Consider the following 15,770-nt stretch of genomic DNA (forward strand, 5'->3'; position numbering starts at 1 on the left):
CAGATGAGTCACGAATCGAACGCATACAAACTATTTAAATACGGGAACATCAGCCTCCTGTTTATCCTAGTCGTAGCGATGATCTTCCCTTATGTGAATGTGCTTGCAATAGCCTTCAACGATCCGATGGATTCGCAGTTCGGAGGGATCACGTTCTGGCCGCGGGTGTTCACGGTTGATAATTTCAAAGTATTGCTTCAGAACAAAGACGTGATTACGGCAACGGGCATATCGGTTTTGCGGGTGATCATCGGAACGCTTATTGCGCTGGTCGTCCAATATATGTGTGCTTACGCCTTTACGATCAAGGACTTCAAAGGCAAGGCGGTAGTCCTGATGTTCTTGATGATCCCGATGTATTTCAACGGTGGACTGATTCCGCAATACCTTCTTTTCTCCAAAATGCACATGCTGAACAGCTTTCTGGTTTATGTACTTCCGGTATCCTTCAGCTTATACAATATGGTCATTATCCGGTCGTATCTGTACAGCATTCCGGGAAGTCTTGCAGAATCAGCGCGAATTGACGGAGCCAATGAGTTCATCATTATGTTCCGTGTCTATGTCCCGTTATCCATGCCGATTATAGCGGTTCTCGCCTTATGGAGCGCGGTGGGACATTGGAATGATTGGACGACAACGCTGTATTTTATAACCGACAAGCATTTGTATACGCTTCAATATATATTGATGCAAATCTTGAGGGAAGGCGAAAGAGTGACGAAGCTAATGGAGGAAGCCATTCGAATGGGGACGATGGGTGCAACGAGTACGCCGCGCCAAATGACGCCAGCCGCGATTCGGGCAGCGAATATTATCATTACGACCATTCCGATTGTCGTGATCTACCCCTTCCTGCAGAAGTATTTCGTGCAAGGCATTACGCTCGGAGCCGTGAAAGAGTAGCGAGTTCGATCAGGTCATCTATTAAAGGTGGTGAGGCCTACAGCTGTCTGTGATAGAGTAGTAGTGGATAAACGAGCGTTTAAGATTAAGGGGATCATACGTTTGCAAGACCATGTAAAAAGAACATATCAAAGAGGGAAAGCGGGCTAATCTGTCGCCAAACCTACTAGCCGGCCGATCTCATGAATATGTTCTCGTGATTGTAGCACTTCTATTATCGCATATCTGTATCAGCTCATTCCATACCTAATTTTATAAAAGGCTACATAAATAAGGGAGGATTATGTGTGAAGAAGCACCTATCAACAGGCGTACGCCTATCGCTGACGGCAGCACTGTCTGTAGCTATGCTGGCCGGCTGCTCGAATAATAATAACGAACCTGCTAAGAATGATGCAAGCGCTGCCACGAATACGGAAGCTGCTGCAGACAATACAACGAATGCAGCGAACACGACTGAAAATGCGGCTCCGGCTGAGCAATTCTACTATGACATGTACGACAAAGTAACGGACAGCTCGGACTTCCCGGATTGGAAAGGGAAACAGCTGAAATTGAAATTGTGGTATTCGCACGGTACAGGCGAGCCTACTCATAATTCAGCAGAGCAAGACGTCGTAACACCTGAGGCGAAACGCGTTACCGGCGTTGAAATCGACCAAGAAAACTCCTTCGATAACGGCGGTCAGGATTTGAACGTGAAGATGGGCATGCTGAACGCGGCCAACGATTGGCCGGATGTGGTCATGAGTTCGGATACATCCGCATTGGCGGAGCTCGTTAAGGCTGGAAAGGTATACGATTTGACCGAAGTCATCTCCAAGTACGCACCGAACTTAGCGAAGAGAACGCCTTTCGACAAGCTTCCAAAAGTGCTGGAGAATATTACGATCAAAAATTTGGATGGCAAAACCTATGGCTTCCCGCTGGAGCTTGGTGACCCGGACAACACATTAAAGGTCCTTGATCCATCGTTCGTCAGTCCAAACTCCCAGCAAGCGCCGGATGGAATGGGCTCGATCTGGGTACGCGATGACCTCTTGAAGAAGCTTTACCCGACAGCCAAAACGCAGGACGAAATCGATGCGCTATACGTGAAGAACGGCGGGAAGTTCTCCAAAGAAGAACTGTACGATGTGCCGCTCAAAACAAAGGATGACTTCTACAAGTTCCTGTATGACATGCAGGCGCTGATAAAGAAAGAAGACATTAAAGAAAACGGTAAGCCGGTTGAAACCACCTATGCATTTGGCGGCGGCGACAACTGGAGCACCCTGACCATGCTTCAAACTTACCTTAACCGTATTCCTGCAAATAACAACTACTTCACGTACTATGATAAGAAAACGAAAGAAATCGAGTTCATGTTCCAACAAGAATGGTTTAAACAAACGCTGTTGGAGTTCAACAAGCTGGTGCGCGATAAAGTAATGGATCCGAAATCGCTGCTTGAGAACCAAGCGACACATACGGAGAAAATGAATAACGGTCAATATGCGGTTGCTTATCTGTGGGATACTCCGGATGAGAGCGTATTGAAAGCGGCCGGCAAGAAGTACAGATACAGAAAAGTGTTCCTGGATTCGCCGGCCAATACCGATCAGTTCATCTCCCCTACAGGACCTAGCGGCAATAACCAAACGATCTTGATCTTCAAAGATAAAGTAGCGGAAGAAGATTTGCCGCAAATCATCCATTACCTCGATTACATGGTCTCTGAAGTCGGCGAGAAAATGTACACTTGGGGTCCAAGAAGTGCAGAACTGTTCGATGAGAAAGACGGCAAACGCGTATTCAAGGATAAAGATCTTGAAGATGCAATGGTGTACAACAAAGACAACGGCGCCAACAATAAATACAACCTGCACAACAACAGACTGGGCTCCTCGTCTAAACAATGGCCGCCATACCCAACGTACATGTGGGGTGGTTCCACTGTAACACCTAGCTATGCATACGAAAGAGTGCTGTCCCCAGCCGATGGCCTCAGTTTCTTTAACCCAGGAAACTTGCCTAATAATTCAACTTCAACGATTACAACAACGATTAAAGTAGATCCGGCCATTTGGAATTTCTTCGGCCCGGTACCAAGCGCAGATAAATTCTGGAAAGGCAGAGATGCATTCGAGAAAGCGCTGACGAAAACAATGGCTGCGAAAGACGATGCCCAATTCGAGGAATTGTGGAAAACGTTCAGCGGCATTGCAACGAAGAACGGTGCAAATGATCAAACCCTGAAAGAAATCAATGATTACTTCTTGAAAGGTAACGAGGGTATGTTGCCGTAACAAATCGCTTTCTAAGAATGACGCTCCCTGGTTTTATATGAATGTTCATGTTCATGTAGAGCCAGGGATATCTTTTGTCTTTTTTCGTGCAAAGTGCCTTGAAATCGTTTGTCGGTGAAAGCGATTACAACTATTTAGGAGGTTTGTGCATGTCCGCATTGCAAGGAAATAGGAAGAAGCTGTTACGAACTGTTGGCGCAGCGCTGTTGGCAATGACGATTATCATCCCCTATATCGCACCTATAGAGAAGGCTCAAGCAGCAGAGCTTGGTTATTATGTCGGCGGTGACAACGCTTCGGACAGTAATCCCGGAACGGCTGCGGAACCTTTCGCAACGATTCAGAAAGCAGCCAGTGTTGCCGCGGCCGGCGATACGGTATTGATCCGCAGCGGGGTTTATCGGGAGACCGTTACACCTTCCAATTCCGGTACGGAAGGGAATCCGATCGTGTATCAGCCGGATGGAGATGCGGTTGTAACGATTAGCGGTGCAGATGTTGCCGATGGAGACTGGTCGGTCTATCAAGGCAATATCTATCAGAAGACAATTTCGCTGCCGGCGAACGGCTATAACGATCATATGACGAATAACGATACGCTGATGGCGAACCAAGTATTCGTTGATGGCAAAATGATGATCGAAGCACGCTGGCCGAATTTACCGAATTCGGATGATCTCATGAACCGTGCGGATTGGCGAGAAGCGAAGCAAGGTACTTGGGCTTCAGTTGGCTCGGGTATGACAGTCGATGATGCGGCTATACCGAATATCGAAGGTGGCTGGGTTGGCGGTCAAATGTGGATGACAGGGTGGTTCATTCCGTCGACTGCACAGATTACAGCTCAGAGCGGCACGAAATTGACGCTTTCGAAGAACACGGTCGAAGCGTTCCGTACTTATTACTATCTCACTGGAAAACTAGGCGCGCTGGACAGTGCGAAGGAATGGTTCTATGACGGAACGAAGCTCTACCTGTGGGCTCCGGACGGTAATAGCCCGACGAACGTAGAGGTAAAGATACGCAACTATGCCTTTGATTTGAACAACAAATCCAATATCACGATCAATAACATCCATGTAGAGGCAGCCTCATTGGTGACGAATGTCAGCAGCTCGAACATCACAATCGACGGGCTGAAAGCAAAATATATCAATCACAGCGTAACGCTGCCTGGTCCGGATCTGACTTATTCGCACTCGGACGAAACCGGCATTAGACTGATTGGTCCTGGAAGCAGCATCAAGAACAGTGTAATTGAGTACAGCTCCGGAGCGGGTATCGTACTCGGTGCCGGTAACTCGGCGAACAACAACTTGGTACATGACATTGCTTATGACGGAACTTATGCGAGCGGTATCGTGCCGAAGCCTTTCACGGGCAATCAAACGATTACGCACAATACCATCTACAGAACAGGACGTTCCAGCATCGACTTGTACAATAATCCGAATGTGGAGATCGGCTATAACGACTTGTACGACTACGGCTTAGCCAATATGGACTTAGGAGCCGTGTATTCATCCAGATCCTCCGATTTGACAGGAACACGCATTCACCACAATTGGATTCACGATAACAAAGCGCCTTATAACATTCCGGATACCGGTATCCAAACAGGTGTCTACCTAGACCAAGGATCAGGACCGGCACAAGTCGATCACAATGTTCTCTGGAATAATATGATTGATTACTATAACCAGCATGAATTTGGTGACGGCAAGCCAATCAAGATTTTCAATACCTATAACAATACATTCGGTTCAATGGCTACAGCGTCTTACACCACTTACACAAGCCCGGCGATCGATGTGAATCAAAATAACATTCACCGCGATGCGATTCTATCCGTTGATAATGCGATCAATACGATCAGACAAAAAACAGATCCTAAATTCGTCAATGATGGCCATGGCGGGCTGAAATACCGCCTGAAAGCAGAATCGCCAGCAGTGGATCATGGCGGAGTTGTTGCCGGAGTAACGGATGGTTTCGTAGGTACTGCACCCGATATCGGAGCTTACGAGCTAGGCGGCGACGAGTGGGTACCGGGTTTTACGGCCGACGGTTATGTACCGGCTTATTACGCTACAGAGCAACCGCTCGAACCAACGCCTCAGCCTCCGACGCCTCCTCCCGTGCTCGGTATGGTCACGATTGACGATGCAGAGACAGGGACGGCTGAATTGAAATACGAGTTTGTCGGCGCTTGGAATTCAAGCGCAAATGACAAGGCCTATATGGAAACCGATCATTTCAACAACAAAGCAGACGATTATTACCAAGTGAAATTTACAGGAACGCATATCCGCGTGTACGGAGAGAAAAACAACGGTTTCGGTATTGCTGCCGTTTCCATTGACGGCGGACCGGAAACCATGGTCGACTCGTATAGTGCGACACGGTCGGTTAACACATTGCTGTTCTCCAGCGAGACGCTTCCGCTTGGCAGCCATACGTTGAAAGTCCGATTAACCGGAGAGAAGAATGCAAGTTCCGGCGGAAACTGGGTCACAGCCGATCGTGTAGTCGTAACTACAGGAACGGTGACGGTGGATGATAATGAGACAGGCACAGGTCTTTACAAGTATGAGTACGTAGGCGGATGGAACTTGAGTCCGAACGACCAAGCTTATATGGAGACAGACCATTTCAGCGGAACGGCAAATGATTACTATCAAGTGAAATTTAACGGTACACAAATCCAAGTGTACGGGGAAAAGAACAGCTCCTTCAGTATTGCAGCCATGTCTGTTGACGGGGGCGAAGAAACGCTGGTAGACAGCTATAATGCTACAAGAATAGTAGATACGCTGCTATATACCAGTGCGGAGCTGCCGAAGGGCGAGCATACGCTGAAGGTGAGATTGACCGGGACGAAGAACGTGAATTCCGGTGGTAACTGGCATACAGCGGATAAGGTTGTCGTGATTTTGGGATCTGTTGATGCACAAACCACGACCGTTGACGATGATGACACCGGTACAGATGAGAATCAATACGAGTTTGTCGGCGCATGGAATGCAAGCGCGAATATCGAAGCTTATTTGCAAACCGACCACTTCAGCGGAACGGCAAACGATTATTATCAAGTGAGATTTACTGGCACACAAATTGAGATGTATGGCGAGAAGAACGATGCCTTTGGTATCATCGGTGCTTCTATTGACGGTGGTCCTGAAGTGCTCATCGATCTCTACAATCCGACACGTAAGGCCAATACGCTGCTTTACACAAGCCATACGCTGTCGAACGGAAGCCATACGCTTAAAGTCAGAATTACCGGGCTTAAGCATGCAGTATCGAAAGGCACCTACACAACGGCAGACCGTGTTGTGATTACAACCAGTGATACTGAGCCTGCGCAGACATTAACGTTCGACGATGCAGACACAGGTACGGACGAGAATCAGTATGAGTTTGTTGGTTCTTCATGGAATGCAAGCGCGAATGGCCAGGCTTATTTGGAAACCGATCATTTTAACGCGACAACAAACGACTACTATCAGTTTAAATTTACAGGTACGCAAGTGAAGGTATATGGGGAGAAGAACGATGCGTTCGGTATCATTGCGGTCTCCGTGGACGGCGGACTCGAAACGCTTGTTGACTTGTATAATGTTTCCCGTAATGCAAATACGCTGCTGTACACAAGTCCGGGCTTACCGCTTGAGCAGCATACGGTCAAAGTGAGAATTACAGGGCAGAAAAATGAAAGTTCAAAAGGTACTTATACGACTGCAGACCGGATGGTCATCACAACTAGCGGTGCAATTGACGAGCCGACGCCATCAACGGTTCCCGCACCGACAGATCCGACTGACCCAACTGATCCAACTGATCCGACGGATCCACCGGCACCGGTTGCGGAATCTGCTCCGGATCCAGGTGTGATCTATGAAGCAGAGGATGCTGCGCTAGAGGGCGGAACTGCTTTAGCCACCAACCATGACGACTTTACGGGCACAGGCTTCGTGGATAGTTTCAATGGTCAAGGAGCAGGGGTAACCTTCACCGTAAATACCTTCGCAACCGTGACGAAGGATGTAACGCTTCGTTACGCGAATGGGGATTCGGATATTCGCTCCCTCAGCATTTATCTCAATGGTGTCAAAATCAAACAAACGAGATTGATGGGTACCGGCGGTTGGGATAGTTGGGGTTACAGAACCGAGCAATTGGTCCTGTTAGCAGGTGAGAATAAGATCACCTACAAATACGATGCAGGCGATACCGGTGCCGTAAATGTCGATAACATCAGCATTCCGCTGGATGCGAATCAAGAACACGCACCTGGCATGAAGTATGAAGCTGAGCTTTCCGCATTTAGTGGAAATGTCAAAGAAAACACCGATCATGCCGGTTATTCCGGCACCGGATTCGTTGACAGCTTTAACGGTGATGGACCATCCCTTACCTTTACGGTTCATGCAGCTGCTGCAGGCAGCAAGGATGTGACGATCCGTTACGCAGACGGCGACGATGATCGAACGTTATCGGTCTACGTAAACGGCACGAAGCTGAAACAAGTTCATTTCTCCGGTACGGGCAATTGGGATACTTGGGGCAACAGAACGTTGAAGCTGGCACTTGCCGAAGGAGAGAATACGATCGCCATTAAGAAGGATGCTGGCGACACGGGACTTATCAACATCGACTATATCAGCATTGCGGGTGAGGAAGTTATTGAGCCGGAACCGACTATTCCTTTTGTAATCCTAAACGGAAGTTTAGCGGGTAAGAAAGGTTTTACAGCAGCAGCGATTATTAAACCGGTTGGACAGCATTCGGGTACTGAAGTTATCGTTTTTGAACTGACAAAGAAAAACGGGAAGAAAACGGTAAAGACCGTAACAAAAGATATAACGTCTGAGCAGCAAGTGTCAGTCGCTTTCAATGAAAACGGGCAGCACTACACGGTTAAGGTGTACGTGACAAGCGAAGACGGAACATTGCTTTCGGAAGCGTCTGTATTTGCTCAAAATGAATAACTCATTTAATTACTGAACTACATGCTTCACCGGGAGGGCTTTGGTTGTTTGAGCAAGACTATTGCCCTCCCGTCCTTATAGTTAATTCCGCCTCAAGGGGGTGAATAATGAACCATCTCATTGATGAGATTCCAGAAGAAGTAAGCGCTTCCGCAAGCTGCATTTGAGAAAGTACGTTGAGATGGTAGTTTTACAGTGAAAGGCCAAGTGAAGCCTAACATCATTCGAGGGGGATTATGTGCGTATGAACTTTTCAATGAAAAGCAGCAGCTTTCTTCGCAAAATGGTCTTATTGGCAATGACTGCAACACTCAGCATTCCTTTTATTTCTCTTCCACAGCATGCGGCTGCGGCAGGCGCTACCTATTACGTAGGAGGTACCGGCGCTTCAGACAGCAACCCGGGCTCCTCGTCCCAACCGTTCGCGACGATTCAGAAAGCGTCGACCGTCGCAACTGCCGGTGACACCGTTAAGATCCGCACCGGAATTTATCGCGAAACGATTACCCCGACGAATTCCGGTTCGGCCGGCAATCCGATTATTTACGAGCCGGATGGCGGAGCGGATGTAACGGTGAGCGGGGCCGATACAGCGGATGGCGGCTGGTCGGTGCACAGCGGCAGCATTTATAAGAAAACAATTACCATGACCAATGGCTACAATGCCAACATGACAAACAATACGACACTGCTAGCGAACCAAGTGTTCGTGAACGGTCAAATGATGATCGAAGCCCGCTGGCCGAACCTGCCGGATTCGAACGATCTGTTCAACCGCAACGATTTCCGTGATGGTACCCTCGGCACATGGTCAACGACAGGCTCACAGACCGTAAATGATTCGGGCATACCAAGCATCAGCGGCGGCTGGGTAGGCGGCACGATGTGGGTGAACGGCTGGTTTATCTCGCAAACCCGCACCATTACGGCGCAAACCGGTACGCAGCTGACCGTATCCGGCGGCATCATCGGCGGGGATGACAGACTGCGCAAGTACTATTACTTAACGGGACGTCTTGGTGCGCTTGACGTTGCGAAGGAATTTTTCTACGATGGCACCCAGCTCTATCTGTGGGCGCCGGGCGGAGGAAGTCCGACGAACGTGGAAGTGAAGAAACGGAACTTTGCGTTTGACCTCAGCGGCAAATCGTATATTACGATTCGGAATTTGAAATTGTTCGCGGCATCGATCACGAGCAATACAAGCAGCACGAACATTACGCTTGATGGACTGAATGCAAAGTACATCAATCACGGTGTAACCATAACAGATTCGGACGTCACGTATACGCATACAGGTCAAGTTGTGACTGGGGTAGGTACGGGAATTCGCTTGATGGGTGCGAACAGCGTTATCCAAAACAGTGAAATTGCCTACAGCTCCAGCGTAGGTGTTGCACTCGGATCGAACACGACAGCCTATAACAACAAGATCCACGATATTGACTACGAAGGTACTTATGCCAGTGCGGTTATGCCAGTGGATGGCACGAACGGTCAAACGATTACGAATAATACCATCTATCGCACCGGCCGCGCGAGCATCGATTTTATGAACAGCCAGAACGTGAACGTCGGCTACAACGATATGTATAACTTCGGCATGCTGAACATGGATATGGGGGCGATCTACTCTTCCAGAGACTATGTAACGGACGGCTTGCGAATCCACCATAACTGGATCCACGATTCATCGGCCCTTTCGACGGGCGAAGGCATCCAAGTCGGCATCTATTTCGACCAAGGCTCCGGGTTAGCGCAGATCGATCATAATGTCCTCTGGAACAACGTAGTTGCGGATATTTATATCCAGCATACTTCTGCTGCCGATGTTCAGAAGATAATCAACAACACATTAGCAACGTCAGGCTATGCGTCCTATGTGACCTATTCGAATGAAGCGACGGATAATATGAAAAATAATATTTTCCGTGATGATGTCATTAACTATAATCCGTCCACAACATCGATCTTCCAAACGACTAACCCGCTATTCGTAGGCAGCGGCACAGGCGGATTGCAGTATCGCATCACGACTTCTTCTCCGGCCAAAGACGCAGGTGCGGCCATCTCCGGTGTAACAGACGGTTATGTCGGCACTGCGCCAGACATCGGAGCGTATGAGTTTGGCGGCACGGATTGGGTTCCGGGGTATGTAGCTCCGGTCACAACACCGGGAACCACTACGGTGAACGATACTGTAACAGGCACGGGTCAAAATCAATTCGAATACGTCGGTTCATGGGGGTCAGGTCCGAGTACGGGAGCCTATCAGAACGATGAGCACTACTCTGGGAACACGAACGATTACTATCAGTTCGACTTTACCGGCACGAAGGTAGAGGTATACGCACAGAAGTATTCATCTTCCGGGATTGCCGCCGTTTCAATAGACGGTGGAGCGGAAACGAACATTGACCTTTACAACCCTACGCTGCTTCTTAACACGCTTATTTACACAAGCCCGACGCTGACGAGCGGGACACATACGGTGAAACTGCGTGTAACGGGCACGAAGAATGCAAGCTCATCGGCGTACTGGCTCGTTGCGGATCGAATCGTCGTAACGGCTGCAGCAACACCGGCAGCTACGCCGACGTTTGGCCTTGCAGCTGGAACGTATAACGGCACGCAATCGGTTACGATTTCCACGGCCACCTCCGGCGCAGATATTCGTTACACAACGAACGGCAGTACGCCGACAGCTTCTTCCACGCTGTATACCGGTCCGGTCAGCGTTTCATCGAGCATGGCGCTGAAGGCGATCGCGATTAAGTCAGGCATGTCGGATTCGTCCGTAGCAAGCGCTGCGTATACGATTACGACGACGGTTAATGATTTTGTGACAGGTACGGGACAGAATCAGTTCGAGTATGTCGGCTCATGGGGTTCAGGTGCGAGCACAGGCGCTTACTTGGATGATGAGCATTACTCCGGCAATACGAACGATTACTATCAAGTGGACTTCACCGGAACGAAGGTAGAACTATACGGTCAGAAATACAACTCTTCGGGTATAGCCGCGATTTCCATCGACGGCGGAGCAGAAACAATGGTAGATCTCTACAATGCGACGCTGCTCAAGAATACGCTGATCTACACCAGCCCGACGCTCTCGAGCGGCAGCCATACCGTTAAAGTTCGCGTTACAGGAACGAAGAACGCAAGCTCTTCCTTCACCTGGGTAGTAGCGGACCGAGTGCTTATTACGACGTAACTTTTCATTTTGAACAGTCAGCCGCCTTGTTGCGGCTGGCTGTTTTTTGTTGGTTATCATATTTCCTGATTGCAGCATAAGTCAGCCGTATATTCACTATTTCCTTGATAGCGCTTGCACTAGAATGGAGTTGGCGACAAGGTGTACTAGTAAATGCGAATACGACGTTGGAGGAGGTGACGGGCTTGAACCGCAAGGTGGACACGAAAGTATGGGAATGCGCAGAGCTGGTTTTCAAAGCAGCGGAAACCTATGAGAATCCATTCCTGGAAGTGGAACTGCAGGCTGCGTTCGTCGGACCAAACGGACAGACGCTGATGATTCCCGGCTTCTGGGATGGAGGCAGTCTGTGGAAGGTCCGTTTTGCTCCGGTCACTGCAGGGGAATGGCATTATACGACGATTTGCTCCGATCAGGCGGACGCCGGACTTCACGGCCACACGGGCATCGTTACGGCCTCTGTTTGGCAAGAAGAGGAGCTTCAGCATAATCCGAATCGAAGAGGGTTTGTACGCATTCATGGATCGGGCAGATGGTTCGAGTATGGCGATGGAACACCGTTCTATTGGATGGGGGATACTTTATGGTCTGCACATACTCTGCGCTGTGACTTGAAGAAAACGCTTCCGACCTATTTGGAAGACCGCAGAAAGAAAGGCTTTAATGTCATCCAGCTGGTTGCCGGCCATCCGACGGCAGATCAATTCGGCGAAGAAACAAGCAGCTACGTCAGATACGACCCGGAGTATTTTCTCAATGAGGGCGGAGCGCCTTATTTGGAGCGGTATTCGCTCATTAATCCGGCTTATTTCAGCCATTTGGATTTGCGTATTCGCCTCATGCTGAGCATGGGATTCGTGCCATGTCTGATGGCCATGTGGGGTCAGGATTTGCAAGGCATTAAGGTAGAAGGCGGCAAGCGGTATCTCCGTTATCTCATCGCTCGTTATGCAGCATTCAACGTCATGTGGTCGCCGGCAGGCGAATATCTGTTCACGGATGATGTGGAAGGCTGGCGCGAGCTGGGGCAGGAAATTCATCGCTGCGATCCGTACGGACATCCGACGTCGGTACATTCAATCGCTCCACATAGCGGCAGCCGTCATTACCATGCGGAGGATTGGTATGATTTTAACCTCATTCAAGTGGGGCATGTGCTCGGATTTAAGAATTTCATGGAAATGCTGCCCTATCTCGATTATCAGATGCAACCGCCAAAACCTTCGATTATGAGCGAATCCTGGTATGAGAATCACCCCAACTGCGTGCTGGATGACGGGATACGCATGAACGATAAACATATCCGTTTCGCCACCTATGTTCCGCTGCTGCAGGGCTGTATCGGGCAGACTTATGGCGCACATGGGATTTGGTCCCTGTACAACGGAGAGCAGAAGGAGAAATGGTCGGACACGATGAGACCGGGTTTATGGCGGGATGATGTCAACCTGCCTGGTTCCGGCCAGATGAAGCATGTGCGGGACCTTATGGAAACGGTCCATTGGTGGGAGCTTGAGCCCCATCCGGAGTGGGTGAGTACGGTGGCGGAAAGCAATGTATATTGCGCAGCCATTCTTAGGGAGCACTACATTATTTATTGTACAGGCGGTCAAGCTCCGGTGCCGGTTCTCGCGATGATTATGGGGGCGCAAAAAGACGGTGAATCCTACGCGGGACAATGGATGAATCCTCGTACGGGAGCGTGGCATGCTGTCCATGATGCGGACTTCCAGTATCACGGCTATGGCAGCGGGATGATGTGGAGAACATTCACGCCCGATCAAGAGGATTGGATTCTCAGCCTAAAACGAGTAAAAGAGGAGAACTGACGAAATGAAGACGACTTATATCGTAAACAGAGGCGTAATAGAAAGCGAGAAAGGGATTCCGGAATCGCCGAGATGGTTCTCGGACAGCCGGTTGAACTTTCAAATCGACGAGAATGCCATCACCCAAGTGAATTATCATAATCCGCTTGCCATCCGAGGATGCAACACGATATTTCTGCAGCGATTATGGGATGGGTTTAGACATTTCGTCGAGCTGGATGGGGTCACGCATAAGCTCCCCTATACGAATTCGAAGCTTTGGCCGTTTGGCGTCGAATCCGAGTGTGTGGTTAATGGAGTGAAGCTTGAGCACCGGGTTATGGCAGTGGAAGAGGCTATCGTATTTCAACTGACGACGCCCCAGGAGCTCCCGGCTTCTTTTCGCTACAAAATGGAGTTCTACAAGGACTTCACGTTAATTCCGGCAGATTCGCAGGATTTCCGTTTCAGCGCAGGCAGTACAAGTCGCGTGTGGCAGGAATGGTCCTATGATGAAGCGGCAAGTCTGCTGCGCGGCTCTTATGTGGAGATTCAGAAGGAGCGGGAAGCGGGCCATCCCGATGATATCAATATTAATAATCCGGATGTGAGCAAATTTGATCGAGAGGAGCCGGTTCCGCTCTTTATTAGCATGGGTGCGGATTTTCCGATCGGTTATTCGAAACGGCCGCTCAATTCGAAGTATATGCTCACTGGAAGCGAGCCTTTGGAACCGAATCGGACCTATAGCTTTATCATTACCTTTGAATGTGAGAAGGAAGCGCTGCTGAATAAAGCCTATGAGCTGTCAGCCGGTATCGAGGAAGCCGTGTCGAAGCAGTTCGCCCGTTATGAACGCGTCCGTGAGCGTTCGCCGATTCTTCGCAGCCCGTATGAAGCGTTAAATAACTTCATGAGTCTGATTCCCCTGTATCACGAATCCTGCAAAGTGACCGACGTTCCCGGTGCCATTAAAGCAAAAAACAAACAGTACTGGGTATGGGGCTGGGATGGAATTACGAGCAATTACGCCACGCTATATTGGGGCGATCAATCCTTTATCGGTGATATGCTTCGCTTCTACGAGGAAACGGCAGATGCGGAGTGGGGCGTTGCGCACAGCTACCGCCATGATATGACTTTGAACAGCGTCAGCGCGCTTCCGGCGCAGAGCATGTATATCTCGCTGCTTCAGCAGTATTATGCAACAACCGGTAATAAGCAAGAAGTGCTGGAACGGTATGATTTTGTAAAGCGGATCTTCAACCTCATTCTGACGCGGGAAGTGCAAGGAACCGGCTTCTGCGAAGGGGCTTCGCTGTTCCCGGATTTTCCGGCGTTCATGCACGAAACAGGGGTCAGCGACATTAGCAGCCTGAACAATACGATCTTCTATTGTGCGGCTCGTTCGATGGAATATCTGGCTGAGCTTGTAGGTGATCAGGAGACTAAAGAGCGTGCGAAAGCCGTATTTAGCGGCATCGAGAAGAACTTTCTACCTTTGTTCTACGACGAAGAGAAGCAGTTCGTTGTCAGCTCCATCGATTCGAAAACGCTGCAGAAGCGCAATTCCTTCAACTCCAATGCGGTCAAATGGGAGAGCCACTATTTGAGTGATTTGATGGACCCCATGAATGCGGGAGCCCTTGCATTCTTCGCGAACCATATCGTCTGCAAAGCGGGATTGCGTGAAATTCCGGTTTGGTCCGATGCCTTCGATATGGATGCGAACCAGTTGCACTGTTGGTGGCCGGTTACGGGTGAATATTTCATGCAGTTGATTAACGAAGGTAATCGTCCTGATCTCATCGAGCAATGGATTGGCTGGGTGAGCTATTGGACCGGGAAGCTGACTTGCCCGGAAGGAATTTCCTGTTATATCGATACGGCTGAGCCGGACGTGGACCGTTGGAATACGGAAAATGGTACTTGGCATGCCTATTCGATGAGAGGCTGGTACCAAGCGGCTATTCATGGCGTCGTCGGCGTATCCATGGAAGCGGGAGGCTTAACCTTCCATCCCTATGCCGGAGAAGAGCTGACATTGGAAGGGCTCTATTTCGGCGAACAACGTCTCGATATCGAAATGGCCGGTTCAGGACCGTACATTCAATCGATCGAAGTCGGTGGGCAGGTGCTGGAAGCGACTAACAAGCTGCCTATAGATATAACAGGAGGGAACGCAGGAGCGGTGGCGGCTGCGAAGGTTAAGGTTCGCCGCACTCAAACGAACCCATACCCCGTAGTCATTCAAAAAGCATTCGGTATCGAGCTGTCGGAGTATGCCTATGAGGACGGCATCATTCGTGCGCAGATCCAGGGTGCGGGAACGAGCCGATTGAAGCTGATCGCGCAGCGGGAACCCGTCGTCACCATCGGCGGCAAGAGCGTTAGCGTGCTGTATGATGCTGCAGCGGGCAAAGCGACTGTGGAAGTGGAGTTGAAACTTGGGCAACGCGAGGTGCTAGTTGTTCAATAGTGCGAGTGTGAGGTCGAAGCGGCTAATGAGTAGCTCCAGGAACAACACATCCGCAGACAAGTGGTGGATTGAGCTGAAGAG

The 15,770-nt window shown here is 49.5% G+C and carries 6 protein-coding genes; all 6 read left to right on the top strand.

All coding sequences use genetic code 11. The annotated features are described in order from the left end of the window. The first annotated feature begins 3 nt into the window (after positions 1–3). The 6 genes from AC6ESO_RS00360 to AC6ESO_RS00385 all read left to right on the top strand — a co-directional run bounded on the left by AC6ESO_RS00360 (position 4) and on the right by AC6ESO_RS00385 (position 15,689). On the top strand, positions 4–906 hold the full coding sequence (locus AC6ESO_RS00360; RefSeq protein WP_497089696.1) for a carbohydrate ABC transporter permease: 903 nt from the start codon (positions 4–6) through the stop codon (positions 904–906). A gap of 287 nt (positions 907–1,193) precedes the next feature. Further along, positions 1,194–3,194, top strand: coding sequence for a type 2 periplasmic-binding domain-containing protein (locus AC6ESO_RS00365; protein WP_497089697.1), 2,001 nt, complete (start codon positions 1,194–1,196; stop codon positions 3,192–3,194). Between the two features lie 149 nt (positions 3,195–3,343). Beyond that, complete coding sequence (locus AC6ESO_RS00370; protein WP_497089698.1) at positions 3,344–8,185, top strand: CBM35 domain-containing protein; 4,842 nt, start codon at positions 3,344–3,346, stop codon at positions 8,183–8,185. 244 nt (positions 8,186–8,429) lie between these two features. After that, the gene (locus AC6ESO_RS00375; protein WP_497089699.1) at positions 8,430–11,402 is read left to right on the top strand and encodes a chitobiase/beta-hexosaminidase C-terminal domain-containing protein; all 2,973 of its coding nucleotides are present in this window, start codon (positions 8,430–8,432) and stop codon (positions 11,400–11,402) included. A gap of 185 nt (positions 11,403–11,587) precedes the next feature. After that, the gene (locus tag AC6ESO_RS00380) at positions 11,588–13,231 is read left to right on the top strand and encodes a glycoside hydrolase family 140 protein (RefSeq protein ID WP_497089700.1); all 1,644 of its coding nucleotides are present in this window, start codon (positions 11,588–11,590) and stop codon (positions 13,229–13,231) included. A gap of 4 nt (positions 13,232–13,235) precedes the next feature. Continuing rightward, complete coding sequence (locus AC6ESO_RS00385; RefSeq protein ID WP_497089701.1) at positions 13,236–15,689, top strand: glucosidase family protein; 2,454 nt, start codon at positions 13,236–13,238, stop codon at positions 15,687–15,689. The last annotated feature ends 81 nt before the right edge of the window (positions 15,690–15,770 follow it).

The organism is Paenibacillus rhizoryzae, from assembly GCF_059686995.1.